This is a genomic window from Mycobacterium sp., from assembly GCF_002863225.1.
Lineage (GTDB): Bacteria > Actinomycetota > Actinomycetes > Mycobacteriales > Mycobacteriaceae > Mycobacterium.
In genome coordinates, this window is sequence record NZ_PKEK01000075.1 from 31,870 (window position 1) to 46,697 (window position 14,828).

The window sequence follows — 14,828 nt, forward strand, 5'->3', positions numbered from 1 at the left end:
AGCCTGTGAGGTTTCGTTAACGCGCCGGACGTCAATTGCGTGCCCGGTGTCCAGACGTCACTGCGACAATGACGACCTGCGCCGGCGCGTGATGCGCCGACCGAGGGAACAGGACACGTCAATGACCGAAGTCGAGCAGTCACCCGCCGACGGAAAGACCACCACCGGTGGTGTGCGGGCCGACCTCTCCGAGCACTCCCGCACCGGCATGGGCGCCCACGCGCTGCAGCGGGCCATCACCGACCACATCCGCTATTCGATCGGCCGTCCGGCCGCCGCGCTGCGGCCCGAGCACTACTACCGGGCACTCGCACTGGCCGTCCGGGACCGCATGCAGGACCGCCGGGTCGCCTCGACGCAGACGTCACTCGACCTCGGCCGCAAGGTCACCTGTTATCTGTCCGCCGAGTTCTTGATGGGCCCGCAACTCGGCAACAATCTGCTGAACCTGCGCTTGGAGCAGGCTGCCAAGACCGCGCTGGCGGCGATGGGCCAGGACCTCGACGAGGTGCTGGCGTGCGAGGTCGAGCCCGGCCTGGGCAACGGCGGCCTCGGCCGACTCGCCGCGTGCTACCTGGACTCGCTGGCCACCTTGGAGCGTCCGGCGATCGGCTATGGCATCCGCTACGAGTTCGGGATCTTCAACCAGGAGATCCGCGACGGCTGGCAAATCGAGAAGACCGACAACTGGTTGGTCAACGGCAACCCCTGGGAGATCGCCAAACCCGATGTCAACTATTTGGTGAAGTGGGGTGGCCATGTCGAGCACTACACCGACGACTCCGGCCACGACCGCCTGCGCTGGGTGCCCGGACGCCTGCTGAAGGGTGTCGCATACGACACTCCCATCCAGGGCTACGGCGTCAACACCTGCAACGTGCTGACGTTGTGGAGCGCGCGGGCCGTCGAATCCTTTGCGCTGGATGCCTTCAACACCGGCGACTATTACAAGGCGGTCGAGGACGAGGTCACCTCGGAGACGGTGACCAAGGTGCTCTACCCCAACGACGAGCCCGACGCGGGCAAGCGACTGCGCCTGCTTCAGCAGTACTTCTTCGTGTCCTGCTCGCTGCAGCATGTGCTGCACATCATGGACGACCTCGCCGACGCCGGCGTCCGGGAGCTCCCTCAGCGATTCGCGTTGCAGCTCAACGACACTCACCCGTCGATCGGGGTCGCGGAGTTGATGCGGCTGCTGGTCGACGAACGTCGTCTCGACTGGGACGAAGCGTGGCAGATCACCGTCGCGACATTCGGCTACACCAACCACACCCTGTTGCCCGAGGCACTGGAGAAGTGGCCGCTGACACTATTCGCCGAGTCGCTGCCGCGCCACCTGGAGATCATCTACGAGATCAACAGCCGGTTCCTCGACGAGGTACGCGCCAAGTTCCCCGGCGACGACGCCCGGGTTCGGCGGATGTCACTGATCGGCGAGGACGGCGGCAAGAACGTCCGGATGGCACACCTGGCGACCGTCGGCAGCCACGCCATCAACGGTGTCGCGGCCCTGCACTCCGAGCTACTGAAAGACAGTGTGCTCAAGGACTTCTACGAGTTGTGGCCGGAGCGGTTCAGCAACAAGACCAACGGGGTGACGCCGCGACGCTTCCTTGCGCTGGCCAACCCGGGGTTGCGCGAACTCCTCGACCGGACCGTCGGTGAAGGCTGGCTGAAAGACCTGGACCGCCTTCGCGGCCTGGAGACCTTCGTAGACGACACCTCGTTCCGCGCGCAGTGGCGAGACATCAAGCGCAGCAACAAGGCACGGCTGGCCAAATACCTGCGGACTGCGACGGGCGTCGACTTGAACCCGGACTGGCTGTTCGACATCCAGGTCAAGCGCATCCACGAGTACAAGCGCCAGCATCTCAGCGTGCTGCACATCGTTGCGCTCTACCACCGGCTCAAGCAGAACCCGGAACTGTCGATTCCGCCGCGGGCCTTCATTTTCGGCGGCAAGGCCGCTCCCGGTTACTTCATGGCCAAACGGATCATCAAGTTGATCAACGCGGTCGGCGAGACGATCAACGCCGACCCCGAGATCAGCAACGTTCTCAAGGTCGCCTTCGTGCCGAACTTCAGCGTCAAGAACGCCCAGCTGATCTACCCGGCCGCGGACCTGTCCGAGCAGATCTCCACCGCCGGTAAGGAAGCCTCCGGAACCGGGAACATGAAGTTCATGATCAACGGCGCACTCACCATCGGCACGCTCGACGGCGCCAACGTCGAGATGCGCGACGAGGTCGGCGCCGAGAACTTCTTCCTGTTCGGCCTCACCGAATCCGAGGTCGAGAGCGTCAAGTCGAACGGATACCGCCCGGCCGACTACATCGAAGGAGACGACGAGCTTCGCGGCGTGCTGGATCTCATTGCCGGAGGCCAGTTCTCACACGGAGACACCGAGGTGTTCAAGCCGCTGGTCGACAATTTACGCTACGACGACCCCTTCCTGGTGTGCGCTGACTTCGCCTCCTACGTGGCCGGCCAGGAGCAGGTCAGCGCCGCGTGGCAGGACAAGGATCGCTGGACGAGGATGTCGATCCTGAACACCGCACGCAGTGGCAAGTTCTCGTCTGACCGTGCCATCGCCGAGTACTGCGACGACATCTGGAAGGTGTGGCCGCTGACCGTTACCTTGTGACGGTCAGCGGGTTTCGCGTCTGGGCGGGATCGGCAGCCGGGCACTGTCGTCCAGGTCGACGTCGAGGGCATTGAGCATCAACGCCAAGCCGGCGTAACGCCCGATCACCATCAACACCTCGACGCATGCCCGGTCGCCGAGGGCAGTGTGCACGTGGTCGAATGTCTGCGCCGAGACGGTCTGGGTGGTGAGCAACTCCGTGGTCAGCGTCAACACGGCACGTTCGTCTGCATCGAAATAGTGCTTCTGCCAACCGGTCTCGGACAGGATCGCGTCGATTTCGTCGCTGCTCACGCCCGCGGTGCGGGCGACGTCACGGTGCTGGCCGACTTCGTAAGCACTGTCCATCAGAAAAGCGGTGCGCAACACCACGAGTTCGCGCAACCTCGTCGGCAGCACCGGGCTGGTGAGGGCCGCGTCGCCCGCAACCATCCAGCCGGTGAAGACCTGCCTGGCGTTGGCGAGGGTGCGGTAGACATTGAGATTGCCGCGCGCTCGGGTCAATTCGCGGGCCCGTGGCGTCATGTCCTCGGGTTCGCGGTAACCGATCCGGGTCATCGGTGGTCTCCCCCGGGCCGGAATGTCGCGTCGGTGTCGACTTCGACGTCGGCGGCGTTGAGCACCAACGCGAGCCCGTAGTAACAGGCGACGAGCATCAAGAGCTCGGTGATGCCCTCGTCGCCGAGAAGGGTGCGGGCATCGGCGAACGACGCATCGCTCAGTCGGCGCGTGCCGCAGAGTTCGCTGACCACATCGAGCAGTACACGTTCGTCGCGGGTGAAGCCGGCTGCTTCGAAATCATCGGTCTCGACGATCGCACCGATCTGCTGTTCGGCGATGCCGGCGGTGCGCGCGATCTCGATATGCTGACTGAGTTCGTAGCGGGAGTTCTGCAATCGCGCGACCCGCAAGATCACCAGTTCCCGGGTGCGCGGGCTGAACGTCGGGCTGTCGAACAACTCGTCGACCATCTGCGTCCAGCCGGCGAAGACGTCCGACGCGTTGGCGAGCACGCGGAACGCGTTGAGAGCGCCCCGGCGCGTCATGAAGTCGCGCACGGTCTCGGTCTGTGCGTCGACCGCCACCAGCGGTATACGTGACATCAACGTTCTCCCATGGCTATTCGGTGGCAGTGGCCAGGACAAAGGTCCAGTCCAAGGTCACGAAGGGCTCGTCGACGGCTGTTCCGTCGGGAGCGATTCCGGGCTCGTTTCGCACGAAGTCCGTCTGCAGCGACTGCACATCCGCGAAGACCGCGTCGCGGTTGATGTAGGGGTCGTCTCGGTAGAAAAGCTGGGTGATCAGCGGCTGGTACCCCTGCGCGTGAAGCCAGAAGTGGACGTGCTGCGGCCGCATGATGGAACGGTTTGCGGCGCGCATGATTTCGCCACACGGCCCATCAGTGGGCACCGGGTAATAGCGCGGGGTGATGGACCGGTACCAGAACCGGCCGTCATCATCGGTGGTCAGCAGCGCGCGCATGGCGAATTCGTCGGGCAGCCTCTCGGTTTGCTGGACGTCGTAGTATCCCTCGCCGTCACTGTGCCAGGTGTCGACGTGCGCGCCGGCCACAGCCTCACCCTGATCGTCGACCACCCGGCCCGTGACGAACATCGGTGTGCCGGAGAGACCGTTGGAGATGTCGTCACCGTTCTCCGCGCTCGGTCGGCCTTCGACGTAGAACGGGCCGAGCAGGGCCGACGAAGTGACCGATGAACCGCTGTGTTGATTGATGAGGTCCAGCAACATGCTCAACCCGAGGATGTCGGACAGCAGCATCACCTCTTGACGCGTCGAGCTGGAAACCTTCCCCAGCCGTTCGACGAAATCCATTGCGGTGAACCACTCGTCACCGGTCAGTCGCACTTCGCGGGCGAAGTCGTGCAAGTGTCGCACCAGGCCGACGAGCACCTCCCGGAAGCGTGGGTCGGCGGCAGTGTCGAAGGTTCGCTGCACAGCGTCGGTGATGGTCTGTTCGGTCAGGTCGGATGCCATCAACGTGCCTCTTTGTGATCGGCGGGCCGGATCACGATGCGTCCGGCGGTCTGGTCGGCGGCGGCCCGGTATGCCGCGACCGCGTCGTCGAGCGAGTAGGTGCCCGCAATTGGCAGCGGGCGAAATACGCCTGATTCGAAGTAGGGCGCCATCTGCTGGAGGCGCCTGGCCGAATCCACGACGCTGAGTTTGCCGCTGTCCGCGCCGAGGATGCGAGTTTCGTTGTGGTACAGGTCGCGCAGGTTGATCCCCACGACGGGCGAGGACACCGCACTGATCACCACCAGACGCCCACGGTGCGCCAGTGCAGCGAGCGCCGCGGCGGTGGTTACACCGCCTACCGCGTCGTAGACCACGTCGGCAACCACGCCCCCGGCCGTGTCGTAGGTGACGAAGTCGTCGATCACCGTCGCGGCGGGGGTGTCAGCTCCGGGCGGGCGTCGACCGACTCCGATCACTCTGGCGCCCAATGCATGTGCGATTTGCGCGACCGCTCCGCCCACACCCCCGGTCACGCCGAAGACGGCGACAGTTTCTCCCGCGGTCAGCTCCGCGACCTCGACCAGCCCGTACCAGGCCACGACGAAGTTCACCCCGACGGTTGAGGCCTCGTCGAAGCTGAGCCGTTCGGGCTTGGCAACCAGAGCCTGCACGGGAACCGACATCAATTCCGCATGGGACCCGTCGCGGGTGAACCCGACGTCACCCCCGGTGCCCCAGACCGCTACGCCTTCCCAAGCGGGTGGACCGCTGACCACGACACCGGCGAAATCACGTCCGGGCGTACGCGGCAGTATCGTCCAATCCATCGCGCCGGCTACGTTTTTCACGTCAGAGGGGTTGACCGATGCCGCGTCGACGCGGACGACCGCCTCCTGTGCGGTGGCAAGCGGGTCCGCAAGGTTCGCCACCCGCAGGACGTCAGGGTTACCGAACTCGGTGAATCGCAGGGCCAGCATGGCTTCAGCCAACACCACCGCAGGCATCGCGTCCAACAAAGGGCCGAGAGTCCAACCCCCTTGCCAAACCTCGACGCGTCACGTCGATTGTTGCACAATGTCTTTCGCGGCGGCGGTGGGACGGACCGCGCCCCACAGCCCGGTGGCGATTCCGACGGCCGCACCGCCCAGTCCCACCACTTGCTGCGACCGCTTCATCTCGTGGTGGACGCTCATTCCGCCCAACAGGTCGGCAGCGTCGGCACCGGCGGAGGCCAGAAACCAGCCCCGGGTGTTTCGACCGCGCAGTGCCGCCACAGCCAGCAAGCCGCCGATCAAGGCATCGCGGTAGCCCATCGAGCGCAACAACAGTTGGGCGGTGGGCGTCGGTGTGTCTGGATCACCCCATAGCTTGTTCGCCCGCAACGGGTCGACGAGAAAAGAGATGCCCGAGGCGAGCCGGATACCGCCCACGGCCAGTGCGGCACGGTCGATCGTCATGGGTTCAGAGCCTAGATGCTGGTGGGCGTCGGGTTGTCGGACTTTGTCGCGCGATATCTGCCATCGGCGCTGGTGCTCGCGGCGGGATGTCAGAATTCATCAAGCCGACCAGGAAACGAGACCATGATCGAAGTATCACCGCCGGCCTCCGGGCCGAGATTCGAGCCCGACGAAGGCTGGGTTCCCGCCGACGAAAGACGGTTCGGCCTGGATCGGCGCAGCCTGCGCCCGACGCTTGCGGTGTTCGCGCTGGTCTTCGTGATGTCGGTGGTCCTGCCGGTGATCAACGCGACCGTTCCCTACCACGACCTCGTTCGTCCCGGAGATGTGATGCAGATCGACGGTGACGTGACGTTCGCGCCGGAAACCGGTTGGGGCATCACCTCCGGTGTGCGCGCCGGCCACGCGCCGATCTCCGGTCAATACCCCGCCTCGGCAACTGTCGAGAACGGCGCGCTCAAGTTCACCGTGCGCACCGGTCCGTTCAAGGGCGACGCCGATCAATTGCTGGACCAGATCCAGGCGACCTCCGAGGCGCTGAATCAGGGTCGTGGTGTGCACATCAGCGGCACGCCCGCCACCATCGTGACGGCGGCGGGCAAGCAGGGCGCGACTGTGCGGGTGACCGGCCCGCACACCGCCGGGTTGATTGCCGCCTTCGTCTTCGACGATCGCGGAGTCGAAGCCGTCGCAACCGGACCCACCGATGCCGGTGCCGAACCCAGCGCCGCGGTGTTGCGGATGATCGCCAGCATCAAGGCCGCCAAGCAGGAGCAGCGATGACCCTCCCCGACCTCGATCGGACCCGCGACGTGGCACTCGACCTCTCCGGCTGGGGCCGCAAGTTCGTCTTCTACCAACCACGCAACTTCGCCTTCTGGGGATATCTGGCGCTCGTCGGAATCGGGATTCTGGGTTTCTTCTCCACCCTCGCCCGCGAATACAACGCCTACGGCGAAGCGATTGGCTTAGCCGTCACGTCGTTCGCCATCTATGCGGCGCTGTTCTGGTGGTTCACCGACCGCATCGACCACTACGCCAAACTGCCGCACAACCTCATGGTGGTCGCGTTCCTCTGGGGAGGCTTCGCCGCGACCGGAGCAATGGCAGCCAATGCCAACGACGCGATACTCGCCTTGTACGGCAAGCACTTCGGCCAAGTCTGGGCGCTGAACTGGGGTGCCGGGCTGGCTGCGCCGTTCACCGAGGAATTCGCCAAGGGTGCCGGCCTGTTGCTGCTGATCGCGTTGGCGCAGCGACATGTGCGCACCGCATTCGACGGGTTCATACTCGGTGCGTTCATCGGTCTGGGGTTCCAGATCGTCGAAGACATCACCTACGCGATGACGTCGGCCGGTACTCAGTTCGGCGCCAATCAAATTGGCGCCTCGATCGGCACCATCATCCTGCGCATGCTGACCGGGGTGGCCGCGCACATCCTCTACAGCGCCATCTTCTGCGCCGGCGTGGTCTACCTCATCGGGCGACCGGCCGAGCCACGCAAGATCGGCCGGGGTCTGGTCCTGATCGCGATACCCATACTGCTGCACGGGACCTGGGATTCGGTGGCCGCAATCGCCGGACAGAATGCACTGCTGCTCGTCGGATTGCTGATCGGCACCATCATCGTCGCGCTGATCATCGTGACGCGGGTGTACAAGCTGACCGTGACCAGAGAACGTGACTTCGTCCGCGCCGTCATGGCCCCCGAGCAAGCCCGCGACGTCATCACGCCGGTTGAACTCGAAGCGATGGCCGGTAATCGCAAGTCACGCAAGGCCTATCGCAAAAGCAGCCGCAACCGCCAAGAACGACGGCGTGCCCGTTACATTCTCAACGCCGCGTACGCACTCGGCGACGAGTTGGCCGCCGCCCGTGGGGCCGACACCGATCGGGTGCGCTTCGCGCGCTCCGAAGTAGCCCGCATCCGCGCGGGCATACCGTCGCCGTGGTGAGCCGGATTTACCGGACGACCGAGTCGTCGGGGTTACGCGGCGACTCTTCGGGCGTCCAGGCGAACGGTTGCCCGGGCTGGCCGGGGAACAGGTAGTCGACGAAAGCCGCTGCGGTGGGCTGTGGTTCGTGATTGGCCAGACCTGGTCGCTCGTTGGCTTCGATGAACGCGTACTCCTGACCGGTGACGTCCGGGACCAGCAGGTCGATTCCGGTAACCGGGATGCCGATGGCCTCGGCAGCCGTGATCGCAACCCGACACAGTTCCTGGTTCACGTTCGGGGTCACGTCGTGGATGGTGCCACCCTGATGCAGGTTTGCGGTGTGGCGAACACGAAGCCGCATCCCTTGCGGCAGAACGTCATCCAATTTCCAGCCGTATTCGCCGACCGTCGCCTCGGTCACCGGGTCGAGTGGAATGCGCGACTCACCTCCGGTGGCCGCGGAGCGACGTCGGCTCTCACCGATGATCAAATCACGGACGGTGTGCTCACCGGTACCGATGATCTCCGGTGGCAGCCGCAACGCGGCCGCCACCACCCGACCGTCGATCACCACGAGCCGAAGGTCGTCACCGTTCACTTTCTGCTCGATCAAGACCTCAGGGAATTCCGCCCGCGCTCGTGCGACCGCAGCGGTCAATTCGTCGACGCCGTGCTCGACGGTGATGCCCACGGTGATGCCCTTGCCCTGTTCTCCGCGAGTGGGTTTGACGACAACCTCGCCCACTTCGTTCAAGAAGTCGAAGTCACCCTCGTCGAAAGTTGCCAGGCGGGCCCGCGGGACGGTGATCCCGGCCTCGGAGACCAGGCGGCGGGTCAATCTCTTGTCGTCGCAACGGCACATCGCGACCGCGGACGTGAATTCCGACAGCGATTCCCGGGTGATCACGCTCCGACCGCCGTGGCTGAGCCGGATCTCGCCGGTCTCGGCGTCCAGAACCTCCACCCAGATGCCGCGACGTATCGCCTCGTCGGCGATGATCCGGGCATAGGGATTGAGGTCGTCGATGGTTTCCGGTGGCGGGGTGAACAGCGGCACGTTGATGGCGTTCTTGCGCTTGATCGCCAGCACCGGGACGCGCCGGAACCCCAGCTTTTCGTACAGTCGGATCGCGGCCGCGTTGTCGTGAGTGACTGAAAGATCCATGTAGGCCCGGCCCGCGCGCCGGAAGTGCGAGGCCAACTTCCGGGTCAGGGCGATACCAATTCCCGGGATGCCGGCCCCCGGGTCGACGGCCAATGTCCACAGGCTCGAGCCGCGTTCGGGATCAGAGAACAGCAATTGGTGGTCGACGCCGGTCACCGTGCCCACGACGGCGCCGTCATCGTCGCGCACCGCCAGCAGGTAGGTGATGGCGGGCTGGTGAACGTGGTTGTCCCAGATCACCTTGACCGGCGCCGGGACCATCCCGCAGCGGACGAACACCCGATTCATGGTGTCCGCGTCACCCGGGTCGTTGAGCGCGCGAACCGTCACACCGACCGGCGTCGGCGCCGTGTCGGCGTCATCCGCTTCGTCGGTGAAGCGCAGCCGATACGTGTGGCTGGGGTCGATGAACAGCTCCGAGGGCGCTCCCGCCACCACGACGTGGGATTCGCGCGCATAGATACAGATGTCACGCCGCCCGGGTGCCTCGCGCCGAAGCGCCTCCGCCAACATCCGCGGATCGGCAAAGGTCTGACCGAAAATCAATCGGCCCCAACCCAACTCGAGTTCGACGTCCTTCGCCATCGCATCGACCAGATGCGCCGGCGTCGCGTCATGGAGGCCGAGGGTGATGGCCTCCGTGTGGTCCTCTGCAGGACCGGTGGGGGTCATGCCGCCGGCCCGGTTACACCATGACGTTGTAACCAGAGTTCGAGCAACGCGATCTGCCAGAGTTCGTTTCCGCGCAGCGGCGTCAGACGACCATTGGGGTCAGCCAGCAGCGCATCCACCGCTCCAGTATCGAACAGCCCCCGCTCCTTGGCGACCGGAGCGTAGAGAGCGTCGCGGACCATATCGAGATAGGGCCCTTGCAGGTGAGTCAACGCGGGCACCGGGAAGTAACCCTTGGGGCGGTCGATGACCTCCGACGGAATGACCCGGCGCGCAGCCTCTTTGAGCACACCCTTGCCGCCGTGCGCGACCTTCAGCTCGGGCGGGCAGGTGGCCGCGAGCTCGACGAGCTCGTGGTCGAGGAATGGCACCCGGCCCTCCAGCCCCCAGGCCATGGTCATGTTGTCGACCCGCTTGACCGGGTCGTCGACCAACATCACCATCGTGTCGAGCCGTAGCGCGCGGTCGATGCCGGTCTCGGCACCGGCGTTGGCGAAGTGCTCGGTGACGAAACGCTGGCTCGGGTCATTCGGCGCCAGGTAACCCTCGGCGAGCAGGGCGGCGAGGCCCTCCTCGTCGCGATCGAAGAAGGCGGCCCGGTATTCGGCGACGGAGCCCTCGAGTGAGGCGGCGGCCGGCGTGCCCATCGGCGGATACCAGTGGTAGCCGGCAAATACCTCGTCGGCACCCTGTCCGGACTGCACGACCTTCACGTGCTTGGCCACTTCTTCGCTGAGCAGATAGAAAGCGACGCAGTCGTGGCTGACCATCGGCTCGCTCATCGCCCTGATGGCGCCGTCGAGGGCGGGCAGCATTCGCTCGGTGCCGATACGGATCTGGTGATGATCGGTGTCGAAGCGCTCGGCCACGATGTCGGAGTACTGGAACTCGTCGCCCTTGATATCGCCGGCCGACTCGAAGCCGATCGAGAACGTCGCCAACCCGTGCTGCCCCGCCTCGGCGAGCAGGCCGACGATCAAGCTGGAATCGACACCGCCGGATAGCAGGCAACCAACAGGCACGTCGGCGACCAGCCGGCGCTCGACCGCGGTCCGCAGCGACGCCAATACGGCGTCTTCCCAGTCGCGCTCGGACCAGTCGGAGCGGTCCTCGTGCCGGGTGAAGTCCGGCGACCAGTAGGTGGTCGCCACGCGGCGACCGTCCGGTTCGATGGCCAGCAAGGATCCGGGCGGGATCTTGCGCACGCCGCGCAGGATGGTCGCCGGAGCCGGTACGACGGAGTGGAAGGTCATGTAGTGGTGCAGCGCAACGCGGTCGATGCGGGTGTCGACGCCGCCCCCGGCCAGCAGCGCCGGCAGCGACGAGGCGAACCTGATTCGGTGACTGTCCTCGGTGACGTACAGCGGCTTGATGCCGAGACGGTCGCGACCGAGCAGAACGCGGCCACTGTCACGTTCGACGATGGCGAAGGCGAACATGCCTTTGAAGTGGCTGACGAAGTCGTCACCCCAGCGGTGGTAGGCCTTGAGCAGGACCTCGCTGTCGCTGGTCGAGAAGAAGCGGTAACCGTAGCCCTGGAGTTCGCTGCGCAGCTCTTTGTAGTTGTAAATGCAGCCGTTCCAGGCGATCGTCAGCCCGAGGTCGGAGTCGACCATCGGCTGCGCACCCGCTTCGGTCAGGTCAATGATTTTCAGACGACGATGACCCAGCGCAACACGACCCTGCGACCAGACGCCCGCGCCGTCCGGACCCCGCGGGGTCATCACAGCGGTCATCGCGGCCACCGCCGTCACATCAGGCGCTCGACCGTCGAGTCGGACCTCACCGGTGGCTCCACACACGCGAATAACCCTACAGAGGTCGTTTCCCGGGCGCGCGACGCTGACCGGAGGCGGCGATGCTTGCGAGCAATGCCTTCCACGTACGTTCCATGTGGGAGCTCACTTTCCGTCGCTCGCGTTGTCTTGGCCACACAGCCGGGGAAGACGGGACAACCTGTCGGCATCCTCGTTCTCCACCCGCAGGTAACGACGTCCATCGTCGGCGGTTGCGACCTTGATGGACGGGCCATCTCCGCTGACGCTGTCGGGTTCCATGAACAGCTGTAGTTCGCCGGAATCGGCATAGCGCATGGCGTCGTCGTTGGACAGCTTCCACGGGTGGCCATCGGTCGGCCAGCGCCCGGCGACCAGCCGGACCTCGGGGTGGTCGGCGTCCTCGTCGTCGACGGCGACGCTGCCAACCCACATCTTCGACGGCAGCGGGCGGAAGTACACCGCGAGGCGCTGACGGTTGAAGTCCACGTCGACCGGTATTCCGATCGGCGGCAGTGAGGTTCCCTCCGGCCGGTCGTTGAGCGACTGCTTCACCTGCCGCGAGCCGAGCCCGACGCCGAACCAGTCGATGGTCAACACCGTCGTGAGGTACTGCACGATGGCAAGGCTCAGCAGACCGCCCGCGCCGGCGGCACCGACCCCGGCCGCCCCGGCCACCCAGGTCACCGGCAGCGCGAGCAGTCCGACGGTGGCCGCGGTGCCGGCTGCCGCCGCCACCTTGCCCGGGATGGTCAGGCTGAAATCCGGGTTGACCTCTGCCTCGGCTGGGTGCTGGGTTGGTCGGACGCCGACGGTTTTGGGGAGGTCGTCGAGCCGCTCGTGGACCCTTTTGACCTCCGCCTCGTATTCTTCGTCGGTCAGCCGGCCGGCCCGCTTCCGGTCACGGGCTGCGCTCAGCGCTTGCTCGAGACTCTCGATGGTTTCCAGGTCGGCGCGCCGGGTCTCCTGGCCCTCCGGGTCGCGCGGAATGTCGTCGAGACCCATCTCGTAGGTGACTTTGAAGGTGGCATTGAAGTCGTAGAGCTTCGTTTCGGCGCTCACCGTGCCGTCGACAACCAGCCGGCCATCCTGAGTGCGCGGCACGATGTCGGCGTCGAGCGCCTCCAGGCAGCGTTCCTGCCCACCGATCGAAATGGTCTTCGGCCCCGCAAGCAGGCACGGGACGTCGGCGTCGAAATCGTTCTCGTCGAGATCGAACGTGTTCATCACGGTGTCGCGGACCTGGCGGAGGATGCTCCAGCCGGTGACAGCCAATCCTGTTTTCTCACGCGGGTTTTCGGCCAGGATCGAGTTGGGCAGTTCTTCGCCTGACGGCAGCTCGCGCACGGTCTGCAGCTGAATCACCATGGACTCATGGGTGACGCCGCCGATGTCGAAGCGCTGGACCACGGCGTCAAGGGCTTTCACCGTGTTGTCGTCGCGCGACTCGGCGTCGACCTCCAGCGCGGCCGGCATCAGGTCCATGACACCGTCCTCGCCCATTTCGGCAAGTTTCGGCCGGACGGCGTCGGTGATCTGGGCGGCCAACGAGTCGAGGACTCGGAGCCTGGCGTCGTCGTCGGAAATGCTGGGGTGCTGCACCCGTTCGAGGCTCACCATCAACTCGCCCGCGATGCTGTGGGTGATCCAGTACGCCTCGGCGTAATCCAGTTCCCAGGTGATACGCGGATCTTGGTCAGTGATGACGAAGCTGCCATCGGAGCGCCGATCGATCTGCGCGCCGAAGATCTGCGGCGCATAGTCGTCGCCTGAGGGGTTGACCAGCAGCGCAGGCGAATCCTGGCCGTTGAAATTCAGCACGATGGTTTGCTTGCCCGGTTCCGTTTCGCGCGGCTCGAGCTGATCGTGGACAGTCAGCCGCCCGAACAACGGGATTTCGTTGTACGGGATCTCGCGCGACTCGTCGGCGCGTGGGCCGTCCGGGACCGTGATTGTCCTGGGCGGCAACGAGACCAGCGGAATGCACGACACCGAATCGATGGAGATCTTCGAATCGAAAATTGCCAGGTCTATTGCGAAATGCCTTAGCGGATCGCGGGTTTCGTCGTCGACCTGCTCCTGCCAGAGCCGCTGCTGTGCATCGTGGACAAACCAGACGCGGTCGAGGGTCAGATCAAGCGTCGCGGTGGCCGAGTAGCCGGGTCCATCCACTGCCTCGGTGTACTTGTCGCCGGCGAACATCTCGACGGTCTGATCCTGGACGCGTTCTCGGTGAATCTCGATCATCGTGTCGGGCCGCTGCATGCCCGATCTTGTACCCAGAACGCTCGGTAATACAACAGGCCGTGCGACCTGCTCGTTAGGTTGGCGAGGTGGGAACTGACAGCGTCGCCCTGACCGTGTTCATGGCCGTAACTTTCGTGTTCCTGACCGCCCTGCTCATCGCCATCGACTGGGCGGCCGCGAAGGGCCGGCTGCGACGTAACCAGTTCGTCGGGATTCGCACTCCGTCGACGATGCGCAGCGATCAGGCGTGGGTGGCCGGGCACCGGGCAGCGCTACGCCTGACACCGCTGCACATCGCCACGGGCATCGCGTTGGTGGTGGGGGTCTTGTCGGTGCGAACCGTCCGCGGTCTCAATGTCGTCGGGCCTTGCGGCGCAATCGTTTTCATCGCGGTGGCCCTGGTGACCGCCGTGGTGGCGGGCCGGGCCGCGAAGGCGGCGGACAGCGGTTAGCGGCGTGAGGGCAGGCTTAGTTCTGCAGGATCGCGGCGTGCGCCTCGTCGTAGCATTCGACGATCCGATCTTTCACCGCTCGCAGCTGCTCAGATTCGGACTTGGCTTTGTAACTAACGGTTTTGGCTAGGTCCTCGAGTGACACGTCCGGAGCCGGTGAGAATTCATTGAGGAATCGCCAAGTCAGAGATCGGTCGTGCGGACCGAATTCGTTCGGCGCAGATATTCGGGCGATCATACAATTGATATTTCCTTCACGGGAAGACCTGTAAATCTGAATCTTGCAGTCCCCGGAACGATAGTAGGCGACTGCGCCCTTCGGCCCGCCTTCGTCGATGTCGTAGACGTACTCTTCCAAACGAAATCCGAGGTCAACTAATGTTCAGAGTCGGTTGATTGTTGACGTTTGGGCCTCGGTTGATCCTTGACACTCTGGGTTGGGTTACGTCTCGTCGCTGGTGCGGGAGGCGTGTTTCTTTCGTATCGGGTTGGTGCTGGTTCG

The 14,828-nt window shown here is 64.9% G+C and carries 13 protein-coding genes; 4 read left to right on the forward strand and 9 right to left on the reverse strand.

Annotated elements, in window-relative coordinates:
* Nucleotides 1-208 precede the first annotated feature (208 nt).
* Nucleotides 209-2,644, forward strand: coding sequence for a glycogen/starch/alpha-glucan phosphorylase (locus tag CYU59_RS23110; protein ID WP_293003214.1), 2,436 nt, complete (start codon nucleotides 209-211; stop codon nucleotides 2,642-2,644).
* 3 nt (nucleotides 2,645-2,647) lie between these two features.
* Here CYU59_RS23110 and CYU59_RS23115 read toward each other — a convergent pair whose 3' ends face one another.
* The 5 genes from CYU59_RS23115 to CYU59_RS23135 are packed head-to-tail and all read right to left on the reverse strand — an operon-like array spanning nucleotide 2,648 to nucleotide 6,078.
* Complete coding sequence (locus CYU59_RS23115) at nucleotides 2,648-3,202, reverse strand: carboxymuconolactone decarboxylase family protein (protein WP_293003184.1); 555 nt, start codon at nucleotides 3,200-3,202, stop codon at nucleotides 2,648-2,650.
* Nucleotides 3,199-3,747, reverse strand: coding sequence for a carboxymuconolactone decarboxylase family protein (locus tag CYU59_RS23120; RefSeq protein WP_293003186.1), 549 nt, complete (start codon nucleotides 3,745-3,747; stop codon nucleotides 3,199-3,201). The genes CYU59_RS23115 and CYU59_RS23120 overlap by 4 nt, the downstream gene beginning before the upstream one ends.
* 16 nt (nucleotides 3,748-3,763) lie before the next feature.
* Nucleotides 3,764-4,639, reverse strand: coding sequence for a dioxygenase (locus CYU59_RS23125; protein WP_293003188.1), 876 nt, complete (start codon nucleotides 4,637-4,639; stop codon nucleotides 3,764-3,766).
* Nucleotides 4,639-5,625, reverse strand: a complete 987-nt coding sequence (locus CYU59_RS23130) for a zinc-binding alcohol dehydrogenase family protein (RefSeq protein WP_293003190.1) — start codon at nucleotides 5,623-5,625, stop codon at nucleotides 4,639-4,641. The genes CYU59_RS23125 and CYU59_RS23130 overlap by 1 nt, the downstream gene beginning before the upstream one ends.
* A gap of 51 nt (nucleotides 5,626-5,676) precedes the next feature.
* Nucleotides 5,677-6,078, reverse strand: coding sequence for a DUF4267 domain-containing protein (locus CYU59_RS23135; protein ID WP_293003192.1), 402 nt, complete (start codon nucleotides 6,076-6,078; stop codon nucleotides 5,677-5,679).
* 123 nt (nucleotides 6,079-6,201) lie between these two features.
* Between CYU59_RS23135 and CYU59_RS23140 the strand changes: the two genes are divergently transcribed.
* Together CYU59_RS23140 and CYU59_RS23145 are read left to right on the forward strand one after the other, a co-directional pair.
* A complete protein-coding gene (locus tag CYU59_RS23140; protein WP_293003194.1) occupies nucleotides 6,202-6,861 on the forward strand; it encodes a hypothetical protein in 660 nt (219 codons plus the stop codon).
* Nucleotides 6,858-8,033, forward strand: a complete 1,176-nt coding sequence (locus CYU59_RS23145) for a PrsW family intramembrane metalloprotease (protein ID WP_293003196.1) — start codon at nucleotides 6,858-6,860, stop codon at nucleotides 8,031-8,033. Before CYU59_RS23140 ends, CYU59_RS23145 begins: the two co-directional genes overlap by 4 nt.
* 7 nt (nucleotides 8,034-8,040) lie before the next feature.
* Here the strand turns inward: CYU59_RS23145 and ngg are convergent, their stop codons facing one another.
* From ngg to CYU59_RS23160, 3 genes are all read right to left on the reverse strand, one after another.
* On the reverse strand, nucleotides 8,041-9,852 hold the full coding sequence (gene ngg, locus CYU59_RS23150) for an N-acetylglutaminylglutamine synthetase (protein ID WP_293003198.1): 1,812 nt from the start codon (nucleotides 9,850-9,852) through the stop codon (nucleotides 8,041-8,043).
* Nucleotides 9,849-11,654: an N-acetylglutaminylglutamine amidotransferase gene (locus CYU59_RS23155; protein ID WP_293003200.1), complete on the reverse strand. Its 1,806-nt coding sequence runs from the start codon at nucleotides 11,652-11,654 to the stop codon at nucleotides 9,849-9,851. The genes ngg and CYU59_RS23155 overlap by 4 nt, the downstream gene beginning before the upstream one ends.
* Nucleotides 11,655-11,753: 99 nt before the next feature.
* The gene (locus CYU59_RS23160) at nucleotides 11,754-13,892 is read right to left on the reverse strand and encodes a hypothetical protein (RefSeq protein WP_293003202.1); all 2,139 of its coding nucleotides are present in this window, start codon (nucleotides 13,890-13,892) and stop codon (nucleotides 11,754-11,756) included.
* 68 nt (nucleotides 13,893-13,960) lie between these two features.
* Here CYU59_RS23160 and CYU59_RS23165 point away from each other — a divergent pair, with 68 nt between their 5' ends.
* Nucleotides 13,961-14,326, forward strand: a complete 366-nt coding sequence (locus CYU59_RS23165) for an SdpI family protein (RefSeq protein ID WP_293003204.1) — start codon at nucleotides 13,961-13,963, stop codon at nucleotides 14,324-14,326.
* Nucleotides 14,327-14,342: 16 nt separating this feature from the next.
* Here the strand turns inward: CYU59_RS23165 and CYU59_RS23170 are convergent, their stop codons facing one another.
* A complete protein-coding gene (locus CYU59_RS23170; protein WP_293003206.1) occupies nucleotides 14,343-14,684 on the reverse strand; it encodes a hypothetical protein in 342 nt (113 codons plus the stop codon).
* Nucleotides 14,685-14,828 lie beyond the last annotated feature (144 nt).

Coding starts and splice junctions, on each gene's coding strand:
- CYU59_RS23110 (WP_293003214.1), top strand. CDS start 209: ATGGGCGCCCACGCGCTGCAGCGGGCCATCACCGACCACATCCGCTAT.
- CYU59_RS23135 (WP_293003192.1), bottom strand. CDS start 6,078: ATGACGATCGACCGTGCCGCACTGGCCGTGGGCGGTATCCGGCTCGCC.
- CYU59_RS23130 (WP_293003190.1), bottom strand. CDS start 5,625: ATGCCTGCGGTGGTGTTGGCTGAAGCCATGCTGGCCCTGCGATTCACC.
- CYU59_RS23115 (WP_293003184.1), bottom strand. CDS start 3,202: ATGACCCGGATCGGTTACCGCGAACCCGAGGACATGACGCCACGGGCC.
- CYU59_RS23125 (WP_293003188.1), bottom strand. CDS start 4,639: ATGGCATCCGACCTGACCGAACAGACCATCACCGACGCTGTGCAGCGA.
- ngg (WP_293003198.1), bottom strand. CDS start 9,852: ATGACCCCCACCGGTCCTGCAGAGGACCACACGGAGGCCATCACCCTC.
- CYU59_RS23145 (WP_293003196.1), top strand. CDS start 6,858: ATGACCCTCCCCGACCTCGATCGGACCCGCGACGTGGCACTCGACCTC.
- CYU59_RS23140 (WP_293003194.1), top strand. CDS start 6,202: ATGATCGAAGTATCACCGCCGGCCTCCGGGCCGAGATTCGAGCCCGAC.
- CYU59_RS23120 (WP_293003186.1), bottom strand. CDS start 3,747: ATGTCACGTATACCGCTGGTGGCGGTCGACGCACAGACCGAGACCGTG.
- CYU59_RS23160 (WP_293003202.1), bottom strand. CDS start 13,892: ATGCAGCGGCCCGACACGATGATCGAGATTCACCGAGAACGCGTCCAG.